The sequence below is a fragment of the Streptomyces thermocarboxydus genome (genome assembly GCF_024760485.1).
In the GTDB taxonomy this organism is placed as follows: domain Bacteria; phylum Actinomycetota; class Actinomycetes; order Streptomycetales; family Streptomycetaceae; genus Streptomyces; species Streptomyces cellulosae.
Window position 1 is genome coordinate 6,024,447 of the sequence record NZ_CP058273.1, and the last position, 18,189, is coordinate 6,042,635.

Sequence of the window (18,189 nt, forward strand, 5' to 3'; positions counted from 1 at the left end):
GATCTCCACACCACTCCCTCCTGCGGTACGCCCGGGGCGAGTTACCGGGTCCCGGGCACGGGTACCCGGGCGCCATGCAGCGCTTGGAGCACATGCAGCACCTCGACAAGCACCTGGTGGACGAACTGGCCCAGGTGGCCCGGGAGTCCGTACGCGCCGAACTGCGGGAACAGACGCGGGGGCAGCGCCGCAAGGCGGCGTTGTACGCCGGCTCGGGCGCCGCCGCGCTGTACGCCGGCGCGGCGCTCGCCCTGGCGGTGGGCCTCGCCCTGGACCTGGTCCTCCCGGGCTGGGCGGCGGCGCTCGTCACGGCGGTGATCCTGGCGGCAGCGGCGGTCGCCCTGCGAGCGGCGGCCCGCCCGACACCGTCCGCCCCGGTACCCGCAACGGCTCCGCCCCCGTGCCCCCGGTGCCGTCCGCCCCGCCCACGGTCGGCACCGACCGCGCCCCGGGCGACGGCTGAGGCCGGGGCGGCACGGTGCGCGGCGGCAGCGGAAGGGCGCGGTTGTGCCCGCGTGAACCCCGCCCCGGTGTTTGACGGCCCCGCACAGGGGGACGCGGAAGTCTCCCGACGTACGCGACCGCGCCGGAGGCGAACCGTGAGTCGACCCCGCATTGTGATCGTCGGTGCCGGCTTCGCCGGGTACCGCACGGCCCAGATCCTGTCCCGTAAGGCCAAGGGCCGGGCCGAGATCGTCCTGCTCAACCCGACCGACTACTTCCTGTACCTGCCCCTGTTGCCCCAGGTCGCGGCCGGGATCCTCGAGCCGCGCCGGGTCACCGTGTCCCTCGCCGAGACGCTTCCGCAGGTCAGGCTGGTGCTGGGCGAGGCCGGCCGGATCGACCTCGACGCCCGCCAGGTGCACTACACCGGCCCCGAGGGCGAGAACGGCACCCTGCCCTACGACCGGCTGGTGCTCGCCGCCGGCAGCGTCAACAAGCTGCTGCCCATCCCGGGCGTCGCCGAGCACGCGCACGGCTTCCGCGGCCTGCCCGAGGCGCTGTACCTGCGCGATCACGTCACCCGCCAGGTGGAGCTGGCCGCCGCCACGGACGACCCGGAGCGCTGCTCCTCCCGGTGCACCTTCGTCGTCGTGGGCGCCGGCTACACCGGCACCGAGGTCGCCGCGCACGGCCAGCTCTTCACCGACGCGCACGTGGCGAAGCAGCCGCTGCGCACCGGCATGCGGCCGCGCTGGATCCTCCTCGACATCGCCGACCGGGTCCTGCCCGAACTGGACGAACGGCTCTCCCGCACCGCCGACAGCGTGCTGCGGGAGCGGGGCGTGGACGTGCGGATGGGCACCTCGGTGAAGGAGGCCACCTCCGACGGGGTGCTGCTCACGGACGGCGAGTTCGTGGGGACGCGCACCCTCGTCTGGTGCGTGGGCGTACGCCCCGACCCGCTCGTCCAGTCCCTGGAACTGCCCATGGAACGCGGCCGGCTGCTGGTCGACCCGCACCTCCAGGTTCCGGGCCGCCCGGAGGTCTTCGCCTGCGGTGACGCGGCCGCCGTGCCCGACCTGGAGAACCCCGGCTCGTACACCCCGATGACCGCTCAGCACGCCTGGCGGCAGGGCAAGGTCTGCGCGCACAACATCGCCGCGTCCTTCGGCGACGGCGAGCGGCGGGCGTACCGGCACAAGGACATGGGGTTCGTGGTGGACCTCGGCGGCGCCAAGGCCGCCGCCAACCCGCTCGGCGTCCACCTCTCCGGAGTGGCGGCCGGCGCGGTGACCCGGGGCTACCACCTCGCCGCGATGCCCGGCAACCGGGTGCGGGTGGCCGCCGACTGGCTGCTGGACGCCGTACTTCCGCGCCAGGCCGTCCAGTTGGGCCTCGTGACGTCCTGGTCGGTGCCGCTGGACACCGCGTCCCCCGAGGTCGCGCGCGTGCCGGGAGGACCGAAGGACGAGCAGCCGTCCGACCGGGCGGGAACCGACGTCACCCCGCCGCCCGACCAGCCGGAGCCCGGCCCCGACGTGGCCCCCGGCCCCGTCCGGCGTACCGACCGACCCGACGAAGGAGACGCATGAACACCGGTGAACTCGCCGAACTTGGACAGCAGTTGCGGGTGGACAGTGTCCGGGCGGCGGCCGCCGCAGGCTCCGGGCACCCCACGTCGTCGATGTCCGCGGCCGACCTCGTGGCCGTTCTCTTCGCCCGCCATCTGCGCTACGACTTCGACCGCCCCGACCACCCCGCCAACGACCGCTTCGTCCTCTCCAAGGGCCACGCCTCCCCGCTGCTGTACGCCACCTACAAGGCGGCCGGAGTCATCGGCGACGAGGAGCTGCTCACCTTCCGCGAGAACGGCAGCCGTCTCGAGGGCCACCCGACGCCCCGCAAGCTCCCCTGGGTGGAGACCGCGACCGGCTCCCTCGGGCAGGGCCTGCCCGTCGGCGTCGGCATCGCGCTCGCCGGGAAGCGGCTGGACCACACCGACTACCGGGTGTGGGTGCTGTGCGGCGACAGCGAAATGGCCGAGGGCTCGGTGTGGGAGGCGGCCGAGCAGGCCGCGTACGAGAACCTCGACAATCTCATCGCGATCGTGGACGTCAACCGGCTCGGCCAGCGCGGTCCCACCCGGCACGGCCACGACCTGGACGCCTACGCCCGCCGCTTCCAGGCGTTCGGCTGGCACACCGTCGAGGTGGACGGGCACGACGTGGACGCGGTGGACCGCGCCTACGGCGAGGCCCTGTCCACCCGGGGCCAGCCGACCGCGATCCTCGCCCGCACCCTCAAGGGCAAGGGTGTGGCGTCCGTGCAGGACCGGGAGGGGCTGCACGGCAAGCCGCTGCCGGAGGCGGAGGACGCGATCGCCGAACTGGGCGGCCCCCGCGACCTGCGCATCAGCGTCCATGCGCCGACCGCCGGCGGTGAGGCCCCCGCCCGGCGGATCACCACGCCCGAGCTGCCCCGCTGGGAGCGCGGCGAGGACGTCGCCACCCGCAATGCCTTCGGCGAGGCGCTGGCCGCCCTCGGCGCCGCGCGCGACGACGTCGTCGCCCTGGACGGCGAGGTCGGCGACTCCACGCGCCTGGAGTACTTCGCCAAGGAACACCCCGAGCGCTACATCGAGTGCTACATCGCCGAGCAGCAGATGGTCGCCGGCGCCGTCGGGGTCGCCGCGCGTGGCTGGCTGCCGTTCGCGTCCACCTTCGCGGCCTTCCTCACCCGCGCCCACGACTTCGTCCGCATGGCCGCGGTCAGCGGCTCCGGGCTCAATCTCGTCGGGTCGCACGCCGGCGTCGCCATCGGGCAGGACGGACCCAGCCAGATGGGTCTGGAGGATTTGGCGATGATGCGCGCGGTGCACGGCTCCACCGTGCTGTACCCGTGCGACGCCAACCAGACCGCCCGCCTGGTCGCCGCCATGGCCGGCCTGGAGGGCATCCGCTATCTGCGCACCTCGCGCGGCGAGAGCCCGGTGATCTACGGCCCCGACGAGGAGTTCCCCGTCGGCGGCAGCAAGGTGCTGCGCTCCTCGGGACAGGACCGGCTCACCCTGGTCGCCGCGGGTGTCACCGTGCCGGAGGCGCTGGCCGCCGCCGACACCCTCGCGGACGAGGGCGTCGCCGTACGGGTCGTCGACCTGTACTCCGTGAAGCCCGTCGACGTGGAGACGCTGCGCACCGCCGCCGAGGAGACCGGCTGTCTGATGACGGTCGAGGACCACCACCCCGAGGGCGGGCTCGGTGACGCGGTCGCCGAGGCGTTCGGCGACGGGCGTCCCGTGCCGCGGCTGGTGCGGCTCGCCGTGCGGAACATGCCGGGCTCGGCCGCCCCCGAGGAGCAGCTGCACGCCGCCGGGATCGACGCCGCGTCGATCGCCGCGGCCGGCAGGCTGCTGGTGGGGGAGGCGATCGTGTCGTGAGCGACGGCGGCTCGCGCACCGTACGGGCCGGCCGCCGGCGGGTGGAGATCCACCGTCCGGACAAGGTGCTCTTCCCGGGCGGAGACGGGGCCCGGGAGTACACCAAGGGCGACCTCGTCGACTACCACCGGGCGATCGCCCGGCACATGCTGCCGCACCTGAGGGGCCGGCCGCTGATGCTGGACCGGCGGCCCGACGGCATCGACGGCCCGGCGTTCATGCAGAAGAACACGCCCGACAGCTATCCGGACTGGATCACGCGGGTGGAGGTCGGCAAGGAGGGCGGCACCGTCACGCACACCGTGTGCGACGACACCGCCACCCTGCTGTACCTGGTCGACCAGGCGAGCATCACGCTGCACCGCTGGCTCTCCCGCGCCGACGATGTGGACCGCCCGGACCGGCTGGTCTTCGACCTCGACCCGTCCGGCGACGACTTCGGGGAGGTGCGGAAGGCCGCCCGGCTGCTGGGCGAGCTGCTGGACGAACTCGCCCTGCCCTCCGCCCTGATGACCACCGGGTCCCGGGGCCTGCACGTGGTCGTGCCGCTCGACGGCGGCCAGGACTTCGACACGGTCCGCCAGTTCGCCCGCCAGGTCGCCGACACGCTGGCCGACGCCCACCCGGACCGGCTCACCACCGCGGCCCGCAAGAAGGACCGCGGCGACCGGCTCTACCTCGACGTGCAGCGCAACGCCTACGCCCAGACCGCGGTCGCCCCCTGGACGGTGCGCGCCCTGCCGGGAGCGCCCGTCGCCGCCCCGGTCACCTGGGAGCAGCTCGACGACCCGGAGCTGCACGGCCGCCGCTGGACGGTCGGGAACGCCCTGGAGCAGGCCGAGGCGAAACCGTGGGCCGGGCTGTCCGGAAAGGGCCGCTCCCTCGCGCCGGCCCGCCGCAGGCTCGCCGCGCTGCGCGGCTGACCCGGCGGAACCGGTCGCCTCATATCCCCTTGCGACCAGGGGTGACAGCCGGACGTGGCGAACGGGTGAGTCCCCGGAGGTTTGGCGAACACGCTTGCGGCCACACGGAGGGGGAGGTGGCCATGTCGAACACGAAAAACACCGAAGAGTCACAAGATTCACAGGAATCTCCCGACTCCCGTGAGGGCCAGGACTCCCAGGAGACCCGGACCACACGCACACCCCGTAAACGCACCGCACCCCGCAGGCGGCCGGAGGACGACGGCGGGACGGCCGAGAGCACCACGGCACGGAAGAAGCCGAAGCCCATGGAGGTGCTGCGCCAGGCGCGCGAGCAGCTGGCGGAGCTCACCGGCATGGAGGCCGAGTCCGTGTCGTCCTTCGAGCAGACCTCACAGGGCTGGGTGCTGGAGGTCGAGGTCCTCGAGCTGGAGCGGGTGCCCGACACGATGAGCCTGATGGGGAGTTACCAGGTGGAGCTGGACCCCGACGGGGACCTCACCGGGTACCGGAGGGTCCGCCGCTACGAACGCGGACGCGCCGACGGGCGCAAGTAAGGCGGCCGGCAGGCCGCGCGACAGCACGGCAAGCACATCCCTACATCCCACATCCCCGACATCGAGGAGGAACGGCCGGCATGACAGTGGTACCGGCACAGCAGTCCGGCGGCGGAGGCGGCAGCAGCGGCCTCTACGACGTGCTTGAGCTTGTCCTGGACAGGGGGCTCGTCATCGACGCATTCGTGCGCGTGTCCCTGGTCGGCATCGAGATTCTCAAGATCGACGTCCGTGTCGTCGTCGCGAGCGTCGACACCTACCTCCGCTTCGCGGAGGCCTGCAACCGGCTGGACCTCGAGTCCGGCCCCAAGAAGAGCCCGGGCCTGCCCGAGATCGTCGGCGAGGTGACCGAGTCCGGCGCCCGCGGCAAGTCCAAGGGAGCCCTCTCCGGCGCCGCCGAGACCATCTCGGACGCCTTCAAGCAGGGCCGCGAGGGCGAGACCGAGTCGCGCCCCCGGGCCCGTAAGACCACCTCGCGGCGCAAGGAGGAGCAGGAGTGAGCACGTACGTCTACGGCATCACCGCCGCCTCGCACCCCTCCCTGCCCGAGGGCATGGGCGGCGTCGGCGACCCGGCGCGCCCGCTGCGGGTGCTGACCCAGGGGGAGCTGGCGGCCGTCGTCAGCGACGCCCCCGAGGGCCTGCGCCCCAAGCGGCGTGAGCTGCTCGCCCACCAGAACGTGCTCAGCGAGATCGGCGCGGGCGGCTGCGTCCTGCCCATGCGGTTCGGCAGCGTCGCCCCCGACGACGACACCGTCACCTCCGTCCTCGCCGAGCGCGCCGACCACTACCTGGAGCGGCTGCGCGCCCTCGACGGCCGGGTCGAGTACAACGTCAAGGCCAACCACGTGGAGGACGCCGTCCTCCATCACGTGATGGCCCTCAACCCGGAGATCCGCGCCCTCGCCGAATCCAACCGGCAGTCCGGCGGCGGCAGTTACGACGACAAGATCCGCCTCGGCGAGATGGTCGCCGAAGCCGTCAAGGCGCGGGAGGCCGAGGACGGCGCCACGCTGGAGAACGCGCTGCGCGGCATCGCCGACGCCGAGAGCGTGGGCCCCGAGTCCACCGGCTGGCTCGCCAACGTCTCGTACCTGGTGAAGCGCTCGACGGCGGAGGACTTCCTGGCCGCCGTGGAGAAGGCCCGCGCGGACATGCCCCACCTGGAGATACGACTGAACGGCCCGCTGCCGCCGTACAGCTTCGTCGAGCCCGGCCCTGCCGAGCCGGCGGGCACCACGGTCGCGGCGGACACCGGAGCGGAGTGACGACATGGGCCTGATCTCGGAAGTGCTCCTGCTGCCGCTCGCCCCGGCGCGTGGTGGCGCCTGGGCGATCCGGCAGGTCCTGCAGGAAGCGGAACGCATCTACTACGACCCCGCGACCATCCGTGCCGAACTGGCCCGGCTGGAGGAACAGCTGGAGGCCGGGGAGATCACCGAGGAGGAGTTCGACGAACAGGAGGACGCCCTCCTGGACCGGTTGGAGATCGCGACGCGCACAGGCGCGGGTCAAGGGGACGGGACGGCACAACGATGAATCGAACGGGACTGGGCCTCGCCATAGGGGCCGGATATCTCCTCGGACGGACCAAGAAGCTGAAGATGGCCCTGGCCGTCGGCGGACTGGTCGCGGGCAAGAAGCTCAACCTGAGCCCGCGGGCCGTCGCCGACCTGGTGGGGCAGCAGCTCCGCGACAACCCGCAGTTCAAGGAGCTGGGCGACCAGCTCCGCGGTGATCTGCGGGGCGCCGGCAAGGCCGCCTCGGGTGCTCTGGTCGAGCGGCAGCTCGGCTCGCTCGCCGACCGGCTGCACGGCCGCACCGCCGAGGTGCGCGGCCGGCTGGCCGGCGGCGGCGAGGACCGGGACGCGGAGGCGGAGGACACCGGCGAGGAGCCGTACGACGAGGAGACGGACGGCCACGAGCCGGACGACGCCGAGGACCGGGACGACGGCGGGCGTGAGCGCGGGCCGGACGCCGGGCGGGCGGCGCAGAAGGCCGCCAAGAAGGCCCCGGCGAAGAAGGGCCCCGCGGCGAAGAAGGCCGCACCGGCCAAGCGCGCCGCCGGCGGCCCGGCCCCCGCGAAGAAGGCGGCCGCCGCCAGGAAGACGGCCGCGAAGAAGACGGCCGCCTCGCGCGGCGCCCGCTCCCGGCCCGAGAAGGGAGGCGGTGAGTGATGACCGAGACCGTCGGGCGGGCCACGTCCGCCGCACGTGACGGCGCGGACGGCGCCACGAACCCGCTGTCCGAACTCGCCCACAGCGAGGCCGCGGACCGGCTCAAGGCCGAACTGCAGGACTACCTCACCGCCCAGGCCACCCGGCTGCTCTCCGGCGTCGGCCAGAAGCTGGGCGAGACCACCGGCAAGCTCAACGACATCGCCGAGGGCAACAGCCCCGGCTTCGCCAAGCTCGCCACCGACGGCGGCAAGAAGCTCGCCGAGGGCAAGGGCCCGCTGCGCACCGCCGTGGAACTCGGCGCCGGCCACGCCAAGGACAGCGTCAAGGGCGCCCTGAAGAACCTCGGCGGCGGCAAGGGCAAGCGCAAGAAGTCCTCCGGCAACAAGCCGACCGTCATCATCGAGCACATCGACGTGGGAGTGCCGCTGCGCACCGCGTACGACCAGTGGACGCAGTACCAGGACTTCAGCACCTTCGCCAAGGGCGTGAAGAGCGCCAACAAGGCCGACGACACCACGTCGGACTGGCAGGCGAAGATCTGGTGGTCGAACCGCAGCTGGAAGGCGACGACCAACGAGCAGGTGCCCGACGACCGCATCGCATGGTCGACGGAGGGCGCCAAAGGCACGATGAAGGGAGTCGTCTCCTTCCACAAGATCGCCGAGAACCTGACCAGGGTCCTGATGGTGATCGAGTACTACCCGTCCGGCTTCTTCGAGAAGACCGGCAACATCTGGCGCGCCCAGGGCCGCCGGGCACGGCTCGACCTGAAGAACTTCGCCCGCTTCATCACGATCAAGGGCGAGGCCGAGGACAGCTGGCGCGGTGAGATCCGCGACGGCGAGGTCGTCCGCAGCCACGAGGACGCCGTGGCCGAGGAGGAGGAGCAGCAGGAGGGCTCCGAGGGCTCCGAGGAAGCCGAGGGCGCCGAGGGCGCCGAGGACGAGGAGTACGGCGAGGAGGCCGAGGAGAACGGCGGCCCCGAGGACGCGTACGACGAGTCCGACGAGTCCGACGAGTCCGACGAGGACGGTGAGTACGAGGACGAGGAGGGCGCCGGGCCCGAGGACGCGTACCGGGACGAGGCCGGCGGCGCCGAGCCCGACGACCCGTACGAGGACGAGGACGAGGAAGCCGCGGGCGACGACGAGGACGACGACGAGGAGTACGAGGAGGACGTCCCCGAGGAGGAGTACGAGGACGAGGACGACGAGGACGACGAATACGAGGACGACGAGCCGGCCGACGAGGCCGCTCCTGAGGAACCCGAGGGCCGGAGCCGCCGATGACCACTCCCAGCCGACTCCCCGACCCGTACGGCCAGGGCGGCGGCGCCAATCTCGCCGACATCCTGGAAAGGGTGCTGGACAAGGGCGTGGTGATCGCGGGCGACATCAAGATCAACCTGCTCGACATCGAGCTGCTCACCATCAAGCTGCGCCTCGTCGTCGCCTCCGTGGACAAGGCCAAGGAGATGGGGATCGACTGGTGGGAGTCCGACCCGGCGCTGTCCTCACGCGCCCGGCGTGACGAACTGGCCCGTGAGAACGCCGAGTTGCGCGAGCGCCTGGCCCGGCTCGAGGAGCTGGAGCCGCGCCGCGCCGAGGAGGAGGCCCCGTGACGGGACTGCGCTACGTCTACGCGGTCTGCCGCCCCTTCGGCACACCGCTCCAGGCCCAGCTGACGGGGGTGGGCGGCGACCCGCCCCGGCTGGTGCCGCACCACGACCTGGTGGCCGTGGTCAGCCATGTGCCCGAGGCGGACTTCGCGGAGGAGCCGCTGCGGGCACATCTGGAGGACCTGGACTGGCTGACCACGGTCGCGCGGGCCCATCAGGGGGTGATCGACGCACTCACCACCGTCACCACCCCGCTGCCGCTGCGGCTCGGCACCGTCTTCCGCGACGACAGCGGCGTACGGACGATGATCGAGGCGCGCGAGGAGAACTTCCTGCGCCGGCTGGACCGGCTGGAGGGCCGCGTCGAGTGGGGCGTCAAGGTGTTCCTGGAAGCTGGGCCGGAGCAAGCCGCCGAGCAGGCCGCCGAGCGGCCCGCTCCGCAGCCAGCGGCGATGTCCGGCCGGGACTATCTGCGCCGGCGCCGGGAGCAGACGCGGTCGCGGGAGGAGCAGTGGCAGCGGGCCGAGACCTTCGCCACCGGGCTGCACCGCACCCTGACCGGTTTCGCCGAGGACTCCCGCCTGCACGCGCCGCAGAACCCGACCCTGTCCGGCCACAGCGGCCGCAACGTGCTCAACGCCGCCTACCTCGTGCCGCGCGGCGAGTCGGAGGCGTTCGTGGAGCAGGTGGAGCGCACGAAGGACGACTCCCCGGGGCTGCGGGTGGAACTCACCGGACCGTGGGCGGCCTACTCCTTCGCGGGGGAGGAAGCCGCGGGCGAGGAGGCCTCCGGTGAGAAGGCCGGCAGGGAGGGGACCGCGTGACCGTCGTCGAACGGCGTGAGATCGCCCTGGTGGACCTGCTCGACCGGCTGCTGGCCGGCGGTGTGGTGATCACGGGCGACATCACGCTGCGCATCGCCGACGTCGACCTGGTCCGCATCGACCTCAACGCGCTGATCAGCTCCGTCAACCAGAACGTCCCCTCGCCCTTCGAGGAGTCCCCGTGACCGACGACCCGCGGCACCGCACACCCGAGGCGGCGCCGGACCCCGTCACGGTGACCGACGCCGACCTCTTCGAGGGCCGCTCGCCCCTGGACCCCGAGGCGTCCTTCGACGCCAGGCCGGCGCCCGCCGCCCGCCCCGCCGAACCGCGCCCCAAGCCCCGCCGGCGCCTCGACCTGGAGCCCGACACGGTCGAGCGCGACCTGGTGAAGCTGGTCCTGACCGTGGTGGAACTGCTCCGTCAGCTCATGGAGCGGCAGGCGGTGCGCCGCTTCGACGAGGGCGACCTCACCGAGGAGCAGGAGGAGCGCGTCGGGCTGACCCTCATGCTGCTCGAGGACCGCATGGCCGAGCTGCGCAACCGCTACGGTCTGCGCCCCGAGGACCTCAACCTCGACCTCGGCCCGCTGGGGCCGCTGCTGCCCCGGGACTGAGATCCCTGGGGCACCGCGTGGACGTCGTCAGGCGTCCTGGGCATCCTTGGCGTCCACGCGGCAGAGGATCTCGCCGTGCAGCACGGCGAACCAGCCGTCCTCCCGGGCGCCCCACTCCCGCCACGCGGCGGCCACGGCCTGCAGCTCGGCGGGGGTGGTGTGCCCGCCTTCCACGGCCCGCTCCGCGTACGCCGACGCCACCGTGCGGTCCGCCCACAGCCCGCTCCACCAGGCGCGCTCCTCCGCCGTCGAGTACGTCCAGGTGCCCGACGTCGCGGTGATGTCCCCGAACCCCGCCTCCAGGGCCCACGCCTTCAGCCGCCGCCCCGCGTCCGGCTCGCCCCCGTTGGCCCGCGCCACGCGCCGGTACAGGTCCAGCCAGTCGTCGAGGCCCGCCGCCTCCGGATACCAGGTCATCGCCGCGTAGTCCGCGTCCCGGACGGCGACGTACCCGCCCGGCCGCGTCACCCGCCGCATCTCGCGCAGCGCGGCCACCGGGTCGCCCACGTGCTGGAGCACCTGATGGGCGTGGACCACGTCGAAGGTGTCGTCGGGGAAGGCCAGCGCGTGCACGTCCCCCGTCACGAAGTCCGCGTTCGCCAGACCTCGTTCCTCGGCCACCGCGCGCGCCCGCTCCAGGATGCCCGGCTCCCGGTCGAGACCGGTGACGTGCCCGTCGGGCACCAGGGCGGTCAGTCCCGCGGTGATGGTGCCGGGACCGCAGCCGATGTCCAGGATCCGCATGGAGGGCCTCAGCACCCGGAGGAGATACGCGGCCGAGTTCTCCGCGGTGCGCCAGGTGTGCGACCGCAGCACCGACTCGTGGTGCCCGTGCGTGTAGACGGCGGTTTCCCGTGCGTGCGGCATGGCGGGGCCACCCCTTCCAACTCGTCGTGAGGGGGGCCACGTTACGCGCGACGGCCGCATGATGAGATAGCTGTTTCAGATAGTGGGAAGCTGTCCGCGGGAGCGGGCGCCGTGAAACCCGTTTGCCAGACGTTCCGCGCGACCCGCAGAATCGCGCCCATGGGACACCTGGAAGCAGCGCACCTCGAGTACCACCTCCCCGACGGGAGGACACTCCTGGGCGACGTGTCGTTCCGGGTGGGGGAGGGGGCCGTCATGGCCCTCGTGGGACCCAACGGCGCCGGCAAGACGACCCTCCTGCGCATCCTCTCCGGCGAGCTCGCCCCGCACGGCGGCGGCGTCGCCGTCACCGGCGGCCTCGGCGTGATGCGCCAGTTCGTCGGCTCCGTACGGGACGACACCACCGTGCGCGACCTGCTGGTGTCCGTGGCGCAGCCGCGCATCCGCGAGGCCGCCCGCGCGGTGGACGCCGCCGAGCACGCCCTCATGACCTCCCCCAGTGCCTCAAGGGCCTGGGAGGTACCCCCATCCGACGAGGCCGCCCAGATGCGCTACGCGCAGGCCCTCTCCGACTGGGCCGAGGCGCAGGGCTACGAGGCCGAGACGCTGTGGGACATCTGCACCACGGCCGCGATGGGCGTCCCCTACGAGAAGGCCCAGTGGCGGCAGGTGAGCACGCTCTCCGGCGGCGAGCAGAAACGGCTGGTGCTGGAGGCGCTGCTGCGCGGCCCCGACGAGGTGCTGCTGCTCGACGAGCCCGACAACTACCTGGACGTGCCCGGCAAGCGCTGGCTGGAGGAGCGCCTCGCTCAGACCCGCAAGACGGTCCTGTTCGTCTCCCACGACCGGGAACTCCTCGCCCGCGCCGCCGAGAAGATCGTCTCCCTCGAACCCGGCCCGGCGGGCGCCGACGCCTGGGTGCACGGCGGCGGCTTCGCCACCTTCCACGAGGCGCGGCGCGAGCGCTTCGCCCGCTTCGAGGAGCTGCGCCGCCGCTGGGACGAGAAGCACGCCCAGCTGAAGAAGCTGGTGCTCAACCTGCGGCAGGCCGCCGAGAACAGCCCGGACATGGCCTCCCGCTACCGCGCCGCCCAGACCCGGCTGCGCAAGTTCGAGGAGGCGGGACCCCCGCCGGAGCCGCCGCGCGAGCAGGACATCCGGATGCGCCTCAAGGGCGGCCGCACCGGCGTCCGCGCCGTCACCTGCGAGCGGCTCGAGCTGACCGGCCTGATGAAACCCTTCGACCTGGAGGTGTTCTACGGCGAGCGGGTCGCGGTCCTCGGCTCCAACGGCTCCGGCAAGTCGCACTTCCTGCGCCTGCTCGCCGGCGACGACGTCGCGCACACCGGCGCCTGGCGGCTCGGCGCGCGGGTCGTGCCGGGACACTTCGCGCAGACCCACGCCCACCCCGAGCTGATCGGCCGCACCCTGCTCGACATCCTGTGGACCGAGCACGCCCAGGACCGGGGCGCCGCCATGTCCCGGCTGCGCCGCTACGAGCTGACCGAGCAGGCGGAGCGCACCTTCGGCCGGCTCTCCGGCGGGCAGCAGGCCCGCTTCCAGATCCTGCTGCTCGAACTCCAGGGTGTCACCGCGCTGCTGCTCGACGAGCCCACCGACAACCTCGACCTGGAGTCGGCGGAAGCCCTCCAGGAGGGTCTGGAGAGTTTCGAGGGCACCGTCCTCGCCGTCACGCACGACCGCTGGTTCGCCCGCTCCTTCGACCGGTTCCTGGTCTTCGGCAGCGACGGCCGGGTGCGTGAGACCCCGGAGCCGGTCTGGGACGAGCGCAGGGTGGAACGCGCGCGCTGACGCGGGGTGGCCGGGGCGCGGCGCGGGTACCCGGGACCCATGAACGCACACGACGAGCGGGGCACCACGATGACCGGAGTCGAGCCGAACCGCCTGGACGACCAGCAGCTCATGAAGGAGCTGGAGACCATCCACCGCACGCGCCACGACACGCTGCTGTACGGGTCCAACGACGCGCTGCGGGCCCACAACGAGCGTATGGCGCAGCTGGAGGGCGAGTACCTGCGGCGCAACCCGCGCCGCCCCGTCGCGCCCGGCCGCACCCGCGAGGGCGCGCGGGAGCGGACCGCCTCGGACTCCGCGACGCCGACCGCGTCGGGCACGTGAACACGAACGGGAGCCCCGCACACAGGCGGGACTCCCGTTCGCTCACTTCTGGGCGGCTGCGGGCGGCTACGAGGCGCGCTCCGCCGCGAACACCTCCAGGAAGGTCTCGCAGAACGCCTTGAGGTCGTCCGGCTTACGGCTGGTGACCAGCTTGTTCGGCCCGTGGTCGCAGACCTTCACCTGCTCGTCCACCCACTCGGCGCCCGCGTTGCGCAGGTCCGTGCGCAGGCTCGGCCAGCTGGTCATGACCCGGCCGCGCACGACGTCCGCCTCGACGAGCGTCCACGGCGCGTGACAGATCGCGGCCACCGGACGGCCCTGCTCGAAGAAGTCCCGGACGAACGCGACGGCCTTGTTGTCCATCCGCAGGAAGTCCGGGTTGGCGACTCCGCCGGGCAGCACCAGCCCGTCGAAGGAGTCCGCCGAGGTGTCGCCGACGACCTCCTGCACGGGGAAGGTGTCCGCCTTGTCGAGGTGGTTGAACGCCTGGACCTCCCCGGACTTCGTGGAGACCAGCACGGGCTCGTGGCCCGCCTGCTCGGCCGCCTTCCAGGGTTCGGTCAGCTCCACCTGCTCGACGCCCTCGGGTGCGGTCAGAAATGCGATGCGCATGATGGCGCCACGTCCCTTCGTCGGTTTGTCGTACCGCTGTCTTCGTTCGTCAGCTGTTCCTGGTCCGTCAGCCCGCCGCGTCGGGGTCCGCCCGGCTGATGCCGGCGAGCGCCGACCCGGGGTCCCGGGCCTCGACGAGGTCGCCGAGGGTCACCAGGCCGACGGGCAGCCCGCCCTCCACCACGGGGATCCGCCGGACGGCGTGCTCCCGCATCAGGGCGACCGCCGACGCCACCGGGTCGTCCGGGGCCAGCGTCAGCGGGTCCGGCGTGCACACCGAGCCGACGCTCACCGCGTACGGGTCCCGGCCCTCGGCCACCGCCCGCACGGTGATGTCCCGGTCGGTGACCACCCCCACGACCCGCTGTCCGTCCGCCACCACCACGTCGCCGATGTTCTGGCCGCGCATCATGCGCGCGGCCTCGACGACCGAGGCGTCCGGACGGACCGCCACCACGCCGGGGGTCATGACGTCCTTCACGTACTCGGCCATGGCCGGCGGGCCTCCCTTCCGGTCAAGCCGTCTCGGTCTCCCGGACACCGGTCAGCGCCCGGGCCAGTTCCTGGACGTTGTGGTAGCGCTCCTTGCGGGGCAGCCGGTCCAGCGCCTCGACGAGCGCGTCGGGGGCGTGCCGCCGTTCGAGGGCGCGCATGAGTTCACGGGGGCCGGCGGGGAAGTCCCCGCGTCCCAGGGCCCGGGCCAGTTCCAGTCGCACCGTGTCCAGCGACGACGGGTCCCGGCCGGGCGTCACGGGGCCGTTCGCCACCTCGGGGTCGTCGTCGGCGGACGGCTCCGGGTCGTGCCACTCCTCGGTGCGGGTGGGATGTCCGGACCGCAGCAGGCCCTGCAGTTCGTGCTTCATCTCGTCGTCACGGTGGACGCTGAGCCGGTCGCTGCCTCGCTGCATGTCTCCCTCCAGATCCTTCGGGGTGCGCACCGCGTACCCGAGGAGCGCGGGCCGACACCGGGTCACGGGCGGCGATCCGGGCATTTCCGAAAGGCGTGCCGGAGGAGCGTGTCCGTGCCGCCGTGGTTTGACGCCGGGCCCGGGGGAGACCCGGTCCGCACGCCCCCCACGCGGCTTCCGGAAGGACCGGCCATGGTGGTGCTCGCGCTGCTCGTCCCGTTCCTCATGCTCGGCGTGCTCCTGATGCTGGGCCGCTACGAGGACTACGTCCTGCCGCCCCGCGAGCCGGAACCGGCCGACCGGCCGGTGGGAGGTTTGCGCGGCTGACACGGGGGCACCCGGACGGACAGTGCTTCGGACAGGAGGCACGTCCGTGGTGACGGCAAGACCGCCCCGGACGTCCCTGTCCCGGTGGGTGCGTCCGCCACGGTGACCGTCCGTCCCCGAGCACCCCCTAGGGAGCTGCGACGCACCATGCCGAGCCGAACAGGCGCCAAGACGCACCCTCATCACGACGCACCCGACACCGCGGACGCCTTCCGCAGGCTCGCCGCCCTGCCCGAAGGACCCGAGCGCGACGCGCTCCGCGACGAGCTCGTACGGGCCTGGCTCCCCATGGCCCACCGCCTCGCCGGACGGTTCCGCAGCCGCGGCGAGAGCTACGACGACCTGTGCCAGGTCGCCGCCCTGGGGCTGGTCAAGGCCGTCGACCGGTACGACCCGGACCTCGGCAACGCCTTCGAGAGTTACGCCGTGCCGACCGTCACCGGCGAGATCAAGCGGCATTTCCGCGACCACATGTGGACCCTGCACGTCCCGCGCCGCGTCCAGGAGCTGCGCAACCGCGTCCGGCACGCCTCCCAGGACCTCTCCCAGACCGTCCAGGGCCGCACCCCCACCGTCGCCGAGATCGCCGAGTGCGCCGGGCTGAGCGAGGACGAGGTGCGCACCGGCCAGTCGGCGGCGGAGAGCTTCAGCGCGCTGTCCCTGGACGCCGAGATGTCCGGCAGCGACGACGGCTGGTCCCTGGGCGACGCCCTGGGCGGCCCCGACCCGGCGCTGGACACCGTGGTCGACCGCCAGGCCGTCAAGGACCGGCTGGCCGAGCTGCCCGAACGCGAGCGGGCGATCCTGTACATGCGCTTCTTCGACGACATGACGCAGAACAGCATCGCGCAGGAGCTGGGCCTGTCCCAGATGCACGTCTCCCGGCTGATCAGCCGCAGCTGCGGCCGGGTCCGCGACCAGGTGATGGGCGACACCGGCGAGGAGTGAGCGGCGGGCGCTCACCCGCGCCTGTCACCCGCGCGGGTGCGCCCGGTCCCGCGAATGGTGCCCGGCCGCGCGCGAGGCCGGGACGGGCGGGCTGTGATGGACCGGGGCGACCGCCGCGCCCCAGCCGTCGCCGAAGGAGCCCGCACCATGCGCCGCACCGTCCGTGCCCTGTCCGCCGCCGCCGTCGCCGGCACCGTCCTCGGCGCGCTCGCACCGGCCGCGACCGCCCTGACGGTCCCCGGCAGTGTGGGCGCCCGGACGTCCCCCTCCCCGTGCGCGTCGCCGACCGCCGGACACGGGTGGCCGGGGCAGGCCTCCCGCAGCGCGATGCCGACCCCGCCGCCGGGCGCGCACGAGGCCGAGGAGTACACGTCGGAGACCCTGACGGAGGAGCTCACCGAGGCCGACCTCTACGGCGCCACCACTCTCGGCACCGCCGAGGGCCTCGCCCCCGAGGAACCGGCCGAGACCGATCCGCTCGCGCCCGGGCCGGCTGAGGAGCCGCCCGCGGGCCTGGAGGAGCTGATCCCCGACGCCGGCGCCGAGGAGCGCGCCGGAGTCCCGGGCCCGGAGGGCACACCCGGCACGGCGCCGGACCCGGGAGTCGCGGACCCCGGTGCGACCGACCCGTACGGCACGGACACCGGCGCGACGGACCCGTACGCCGACCCGTACGCCGCCGATCCGTACGGCGCGGACCCCGGCGCCATGGACCACAAGGCCCCGCGCCGCACCGCGGCCGACCCGGCAACCGACCCCGTGGCCGATCCCGGCGCCGCCGGCCCGGAAGCGGCCCCGCTCTGGACCGACCCGCCCACGGCCTCGCCGTCCCCCTCCCACAAGCCGACCCACAAGCCCACCCACAAGCCCACCCCCAGCCCCACCCACAAGCCGACGTCGACCCCCTGCCCCTCGCCGACCGCCCACCAGGGCGTCCAGGCGGGAGGCGGCGGCGCCTTCACCGACTCCGTGCCCGCCCAGGTCGCGGGCGGGCTGCTGATCGCGGGCGCGTTCGGCGCCGGCGCGCACCGGCTGCTGCGCCGCCGCTCCGGCCGGGCGCGCTACTGACGCACCCGCCGGGCGGCCTGTGCCCCTACGGCGGCGTACCCGATCCGGCACCGCGCTCATGACCGGCCGGTTGCGGGGTACTGACTTCGCCGAGGGCGGCACGGCCGGACGCCGGGACACGGCGCCGGGCACTGGCAACTGCGCGGAGGTGGCGATGCGGACGCATCCGGAAGGCCACGGCCCGGTCCGCTTCGGGCCGCCGCTCCCCGAGGACGGGCTGCCGGTGCTGCCCGAGCTGGCCGGGGTGCTGGCGGCGGCCGCCTCCCGCGTCGGCCCCGAACCGGTCGGCGGCGGCCCGGCCCGGACTGCCCGCGCCCCGGCCGCACGGCCCTCGCCCCCGGCGCGCCCGCCCTGCTCACCGCCTGACCGCCGCCGTCGACGCGACGTCCTGGTGCCGAGACCGTGCGCGTCCTGGTGGGCGCCGTACGCGCGGCTGCTCGGCAGGCCCGTCTTCCACGTCCGACACCTCCCGAGAGCGCGGCGTGGCCGACCCGTACGCGCTCCTGGAGACCGTGCGCCGGATGCGCGCCGAGGGCCGCGAGCCGCGGCTGCTGGTGCTGTCCGTGGCCGACGACCCCACCGCGACGTCGCCCCGCCCAGCTGCTGCACGAAGACGCTGGAGGCCGCCGCCGGGGGAGGGCTGCCACCTGGTCAGCGACGAGACCTGGCGCGACACGCTACCACGACCCGCACGGCACGGTGCTGCTCAGCCCCGCCGAGATG

22 protein-coding genes are annotated in these 18,189 nt (G+C 73.5%); 18 read left to right on the top strand and 4 right to left on the bottom strand.

The window, feature by feature from the left end; translation table 11 throughout:
• Window positions 1-74: 74 nt before the first annotated feature.
• The 13 genes from AY578_RS27585 (at window position 75) to AY578_RS33910 (ending at window position 10,597) form a co-directional block, all read left to right on the top strand.
• Window positions 75-2,036, top strand: a complete 1,962-nt coding sequence (locus AY578_RS27585; protein ID WP_475360439.1) for an NAD(P)/FAD-dependent oxidoreductase — start codon at window positions 75-77, stop codon at window positions 2,034-2,036.
• Window positions 2,033-3,880, top strand: a complete 1,848-nt coding sequence (locus tag AY578_RS27590) for a transketolase (RefSeq protein WP_136239100.1) — start codon at window positions 2,033-2,035, stop codon at window positions 3,878-3,880. The genes AY578_RS27585 and AY578_RS27590 overlap by 4 nt, the downstream gene beginning before the upstream one ends.
• Window positions 3,877-4,803: a non-homologous end-joining DNA ligase gene (ligD, locus tag AY578_RS27595; protein WP_136239101.1), complete on the top strand. Its 927-nt coding sequence runs from the start codon at window positions 3,877-3,879 to the stop codon at window positions 4,801-4,803. The genes AY578_RS27590 and ligD overlap by 4 nt, the downstream gene beginning before the upstream one ends.
• A 122-nt stretch (window positions 4,804-4,925) precedes the next feature.
• Window positions 4,926-5,360 (top strand): gas vesicle protein GvpO, encoded by a 435-nt coding sequence (gvpO, locus tag AY578_RS27600; RefSeq protein ID WP_258905923.1) that lies wholly within the window; start codon window positions 4,926-4,928, stop codon window positions 5,358-5,360.
• 80 nt (window positions 5,361-5,440) lie between these two features.
• On the top strand, window positions 5,441-5,860 hold the full coding sequence (locus tag AY578_RS27605; protein WP_026243353.1) for a gas vesicle structural protein GvpA: 420 nt from the start codon (window positions 5,441-5,443) through the stop codon (window positions 5,858-5,860).
• Complete coding sequence (locus tag AY578_RS27610) at window positions 5,857-6,627, top strand: GvpL/GvpF family gas vesicle protein (RefSeq protein WP_136239103.1); 771 nt, start codon at window positions 5,857-5,859, stop codon at window positions 6,625-6,627. The genes AY578_RS27605 and AY578_RS27610 overlap by 4 nt, the downstream gene beginning before the upstream one ends.
• 4 nt (window positions 6,628-6,631) lie before the next feature.
• The gene (locus tag AY578_RS27615) at window positions 6,632-6,898 is read left to right on the top strand and encodes a gas vesicle protein GvpG (protein WP_019521763.1); all 267 of its coding nucleotides are present in this window, start codon (window positions 6,632-6,634) and stop codon (window positions 6,896-6,898) included.
• Window positions 6,895-7,536 carry a DNA primase gene (locus AY578_RS27620; RefSeq protein WP_136239104.1) on the top strand — a complete coding sequence of 214 codons (642 nt, stop codon included), beginning with the start codon at window positions 6,895-6,897 and terminating at the stop codon, window positions 7,534-7,536. The genes AY578_RS27615 and AY578_RS27620 overlap by 4 nt, the downstream gene beginning before the upstream one ends.
• Window positions 7,536-8,828: an SRPBCC family protein gene (locus AY578_RS27625; RefSeq protein WP_161232254.1), complete on the top strand. Its 1,293-nt coding sequence runs from the start codon at window positions 7,536-7,538 to the stop codon at window positions 8,826-8,828. The genes AY578_RS27620 and AY578_RS27625 overlap by 1 nt, the downstream gene beginning before the upstream one ends.
• Window positions 8,825-9,160, top strand: coding sequence for a gas vesicle protein (locus AY578_RS27630; RefSeq protein WP_019521760.1), 336 nt, complete (start codon window positions 8,825-8,827; stop codon window positions 9,158-9,160). The genes AY578_RS27625 and AY578_RS27630 overlap by 4 nt, the downstream gene beginning before the upstream one ends.
• A complete protein-coding gene (locus AY578_RS27635) occupies window positions 9,157-9,981 on the top strand; it encodes a GvpL/GvpF family gas vesicle protein (protein WP_028961441.1) in 825 nt (274 codons plus the stop codon). The genes AY578_RS27630 and AY578_RS27635 overlap by 4 nt, the downstream gene beginning before the upstream one ends.
• Window positions 9,978-10,166: a gas vesicle protein gene (locus tag AY578_RS27640; RefSeq protein ID WP_006130875.1), complete on the top strand. Its 189-nt coding sequence runs from the start codon at window positions 9,978-9,980 to the stop codon at window positions 10,164-10,166. Before AY578_RS27635 ends, AY578_RS27640 begins: the two co-directional genes overlap by 4 nt.
• 173 nt (window positions 10,167-10,339) lie before the next feature.
• On the top strand, window positions 10,340-10,597 hold the full coding sequence (locus AY578_RS33910) for a gas vesicle protein K (RefSeq protein WP_026243351.1): 258 nt from the start codon (window positions 10,340-10,342) through the stop codon (window positions 10,595-10,597).
• 27 nt (window positions 10,598-10,624) lie between these two features.
• Here the strand turns inward: AY578_RS33910 and AY578_RS27650 are convergent, their stop codons facing one another.
• Window positions 10,625-11,464 carry a methyltransferase domain-containing protein gene (locus AY578_RS27650; RefSeq protein ID WP_028961440.1) on the bottom strand — a complete coding sequence of 280 codons (840 nt, stop codon included), beginning with the start codon at window positions 11,462-11,464 and terminating at the stop codon, window positions 10,625-10,627.
• Between the two features lie 159 nt (window positions 11,465-11,623).
• Here AY578_RS27650 and AY578_RS27655 point away from each other — a divergent pair, with 159 nt between their 5' ends.
• Window positions 11,624-13,276 carry an ABC-F family ATP-binding cassette domain-containing protein gene (locus tag AY578_RS27655; protein ID WP_028961439.1) on the top strand — a complete coding sequence of 551 codons (1,653 nt, stop codon included), beginning with the start codon at window positions 11,624-11,626 and terminating at the stop codon, window positions 13,274-13,276.
• Window positions 13,277-13,315: 39 nt separating this feature from the next.
• On the top strand, window positions 13,316-13,603 hold the full coding sequence (locus AY578_RS27660) for a DUF6158 family protein (RefSeq protein ID WP_019521755.1): 288 nt from the start codon (window positions 13,316-13,318) through the stop codon (window positions 13,601-13,603).
• A 66-nt stretch (window positions 13,604-13,669) separates the two neighbouring features.
• Here the strand turns inward: AY578_RS27660 and AY578_RS27665 are convergent, their stop codons facing one another.
• The 3 genes from AY578_RS27665 to AY578_RS27675 all read right to left on the bottom strand — a co-directional run bounded on the left by AY578_RS27665 (window position 13,670) and on the right by AY578_RS27675 (window position 15,123).
• Window positions 13,670-14,215: a type 1 glutamine amidotransferase domain-containing protein gene (locus tag AY578_RS27665; RefSeq protein WP_136239106.1), complete on the bottom strand. Its 546-nt coding sequence runs from the start codon at window positions 14,213-14,215 to the stop codon at window positions 13,670-13,672.
• Between the two features lie 67 nt (window positions 14,216-14,282).
• Window positions 14,283-14,708, bottom strand: coding sequence for a CBS domain-containing protein (locus AY578_RS27670; protein WP_258905928.1), 426 nt, complete (start codon window positions 14,706-14,708; stop codon window positions 14,283-14,285).
• Between the two features lie 22 nt (window positions 14,709-14,730).
• Window positions 14,731-15,123: a DUF2795 domain-containing protein gene (locus AY578_RS27675; RefSeq protein WP_019521752.1), complete on the bottom strand. Its 393-nt coding sequence runs from the start codon at window positions 15,121-15,123 to the stop codon at window positions 14,731-14,733.
• A 192-nt stretch (window positions 15,124-15,315) separates the two neighbouring features.
• Between AY578_RS27675 and AY578_RS27680 the strand changes: the two genes are divergently transcribed.
• The 3 genes from AY578_RS27680 to AY578_RS27690 all read left to right on the top strand — a co-directional run bounded on the left by AY578_RS27680 (window position 15,316) and on the right by AY578_RS27690 (window position 17,466).
• Window positions 15,316-15,450, top strand: a complete 135-nt coding sequence (locus AY578_RS27680; protein ID WP_258905929.1) for a hypothetical protein — start codon at window positions 15,316-15,318, stop codon at window positions 15,448-15,450.
• Between the two features lie 147 nt (window positions 15,451-15,597).
• The gene (locus AY578_RS27685; protein ID WP_136239108.1) at window positions 15,598-16,398 is read left to right on the top strand and encodes an RNA polymerase sigma factor SigF; all 801 of its coding nucleotides are present in this window, start codon (window positions 15,598-15,600) and stop codon (window positions 16,396-16,398) included.
• A 147-nt stretch (window positions 16,399-16,545) separates the two neighbouring features.
• A complete protein-coding gene (locus AY578_RS27690; protein ID WP_258905930.1) occupies window positions 16,546-17,466 on the top strand; it encodes a hypothetical protein in 921 nt (306 codons plus the stop codon).
• Window positions 17,467-18,189 lie beyond the last annotated feature (723 nt).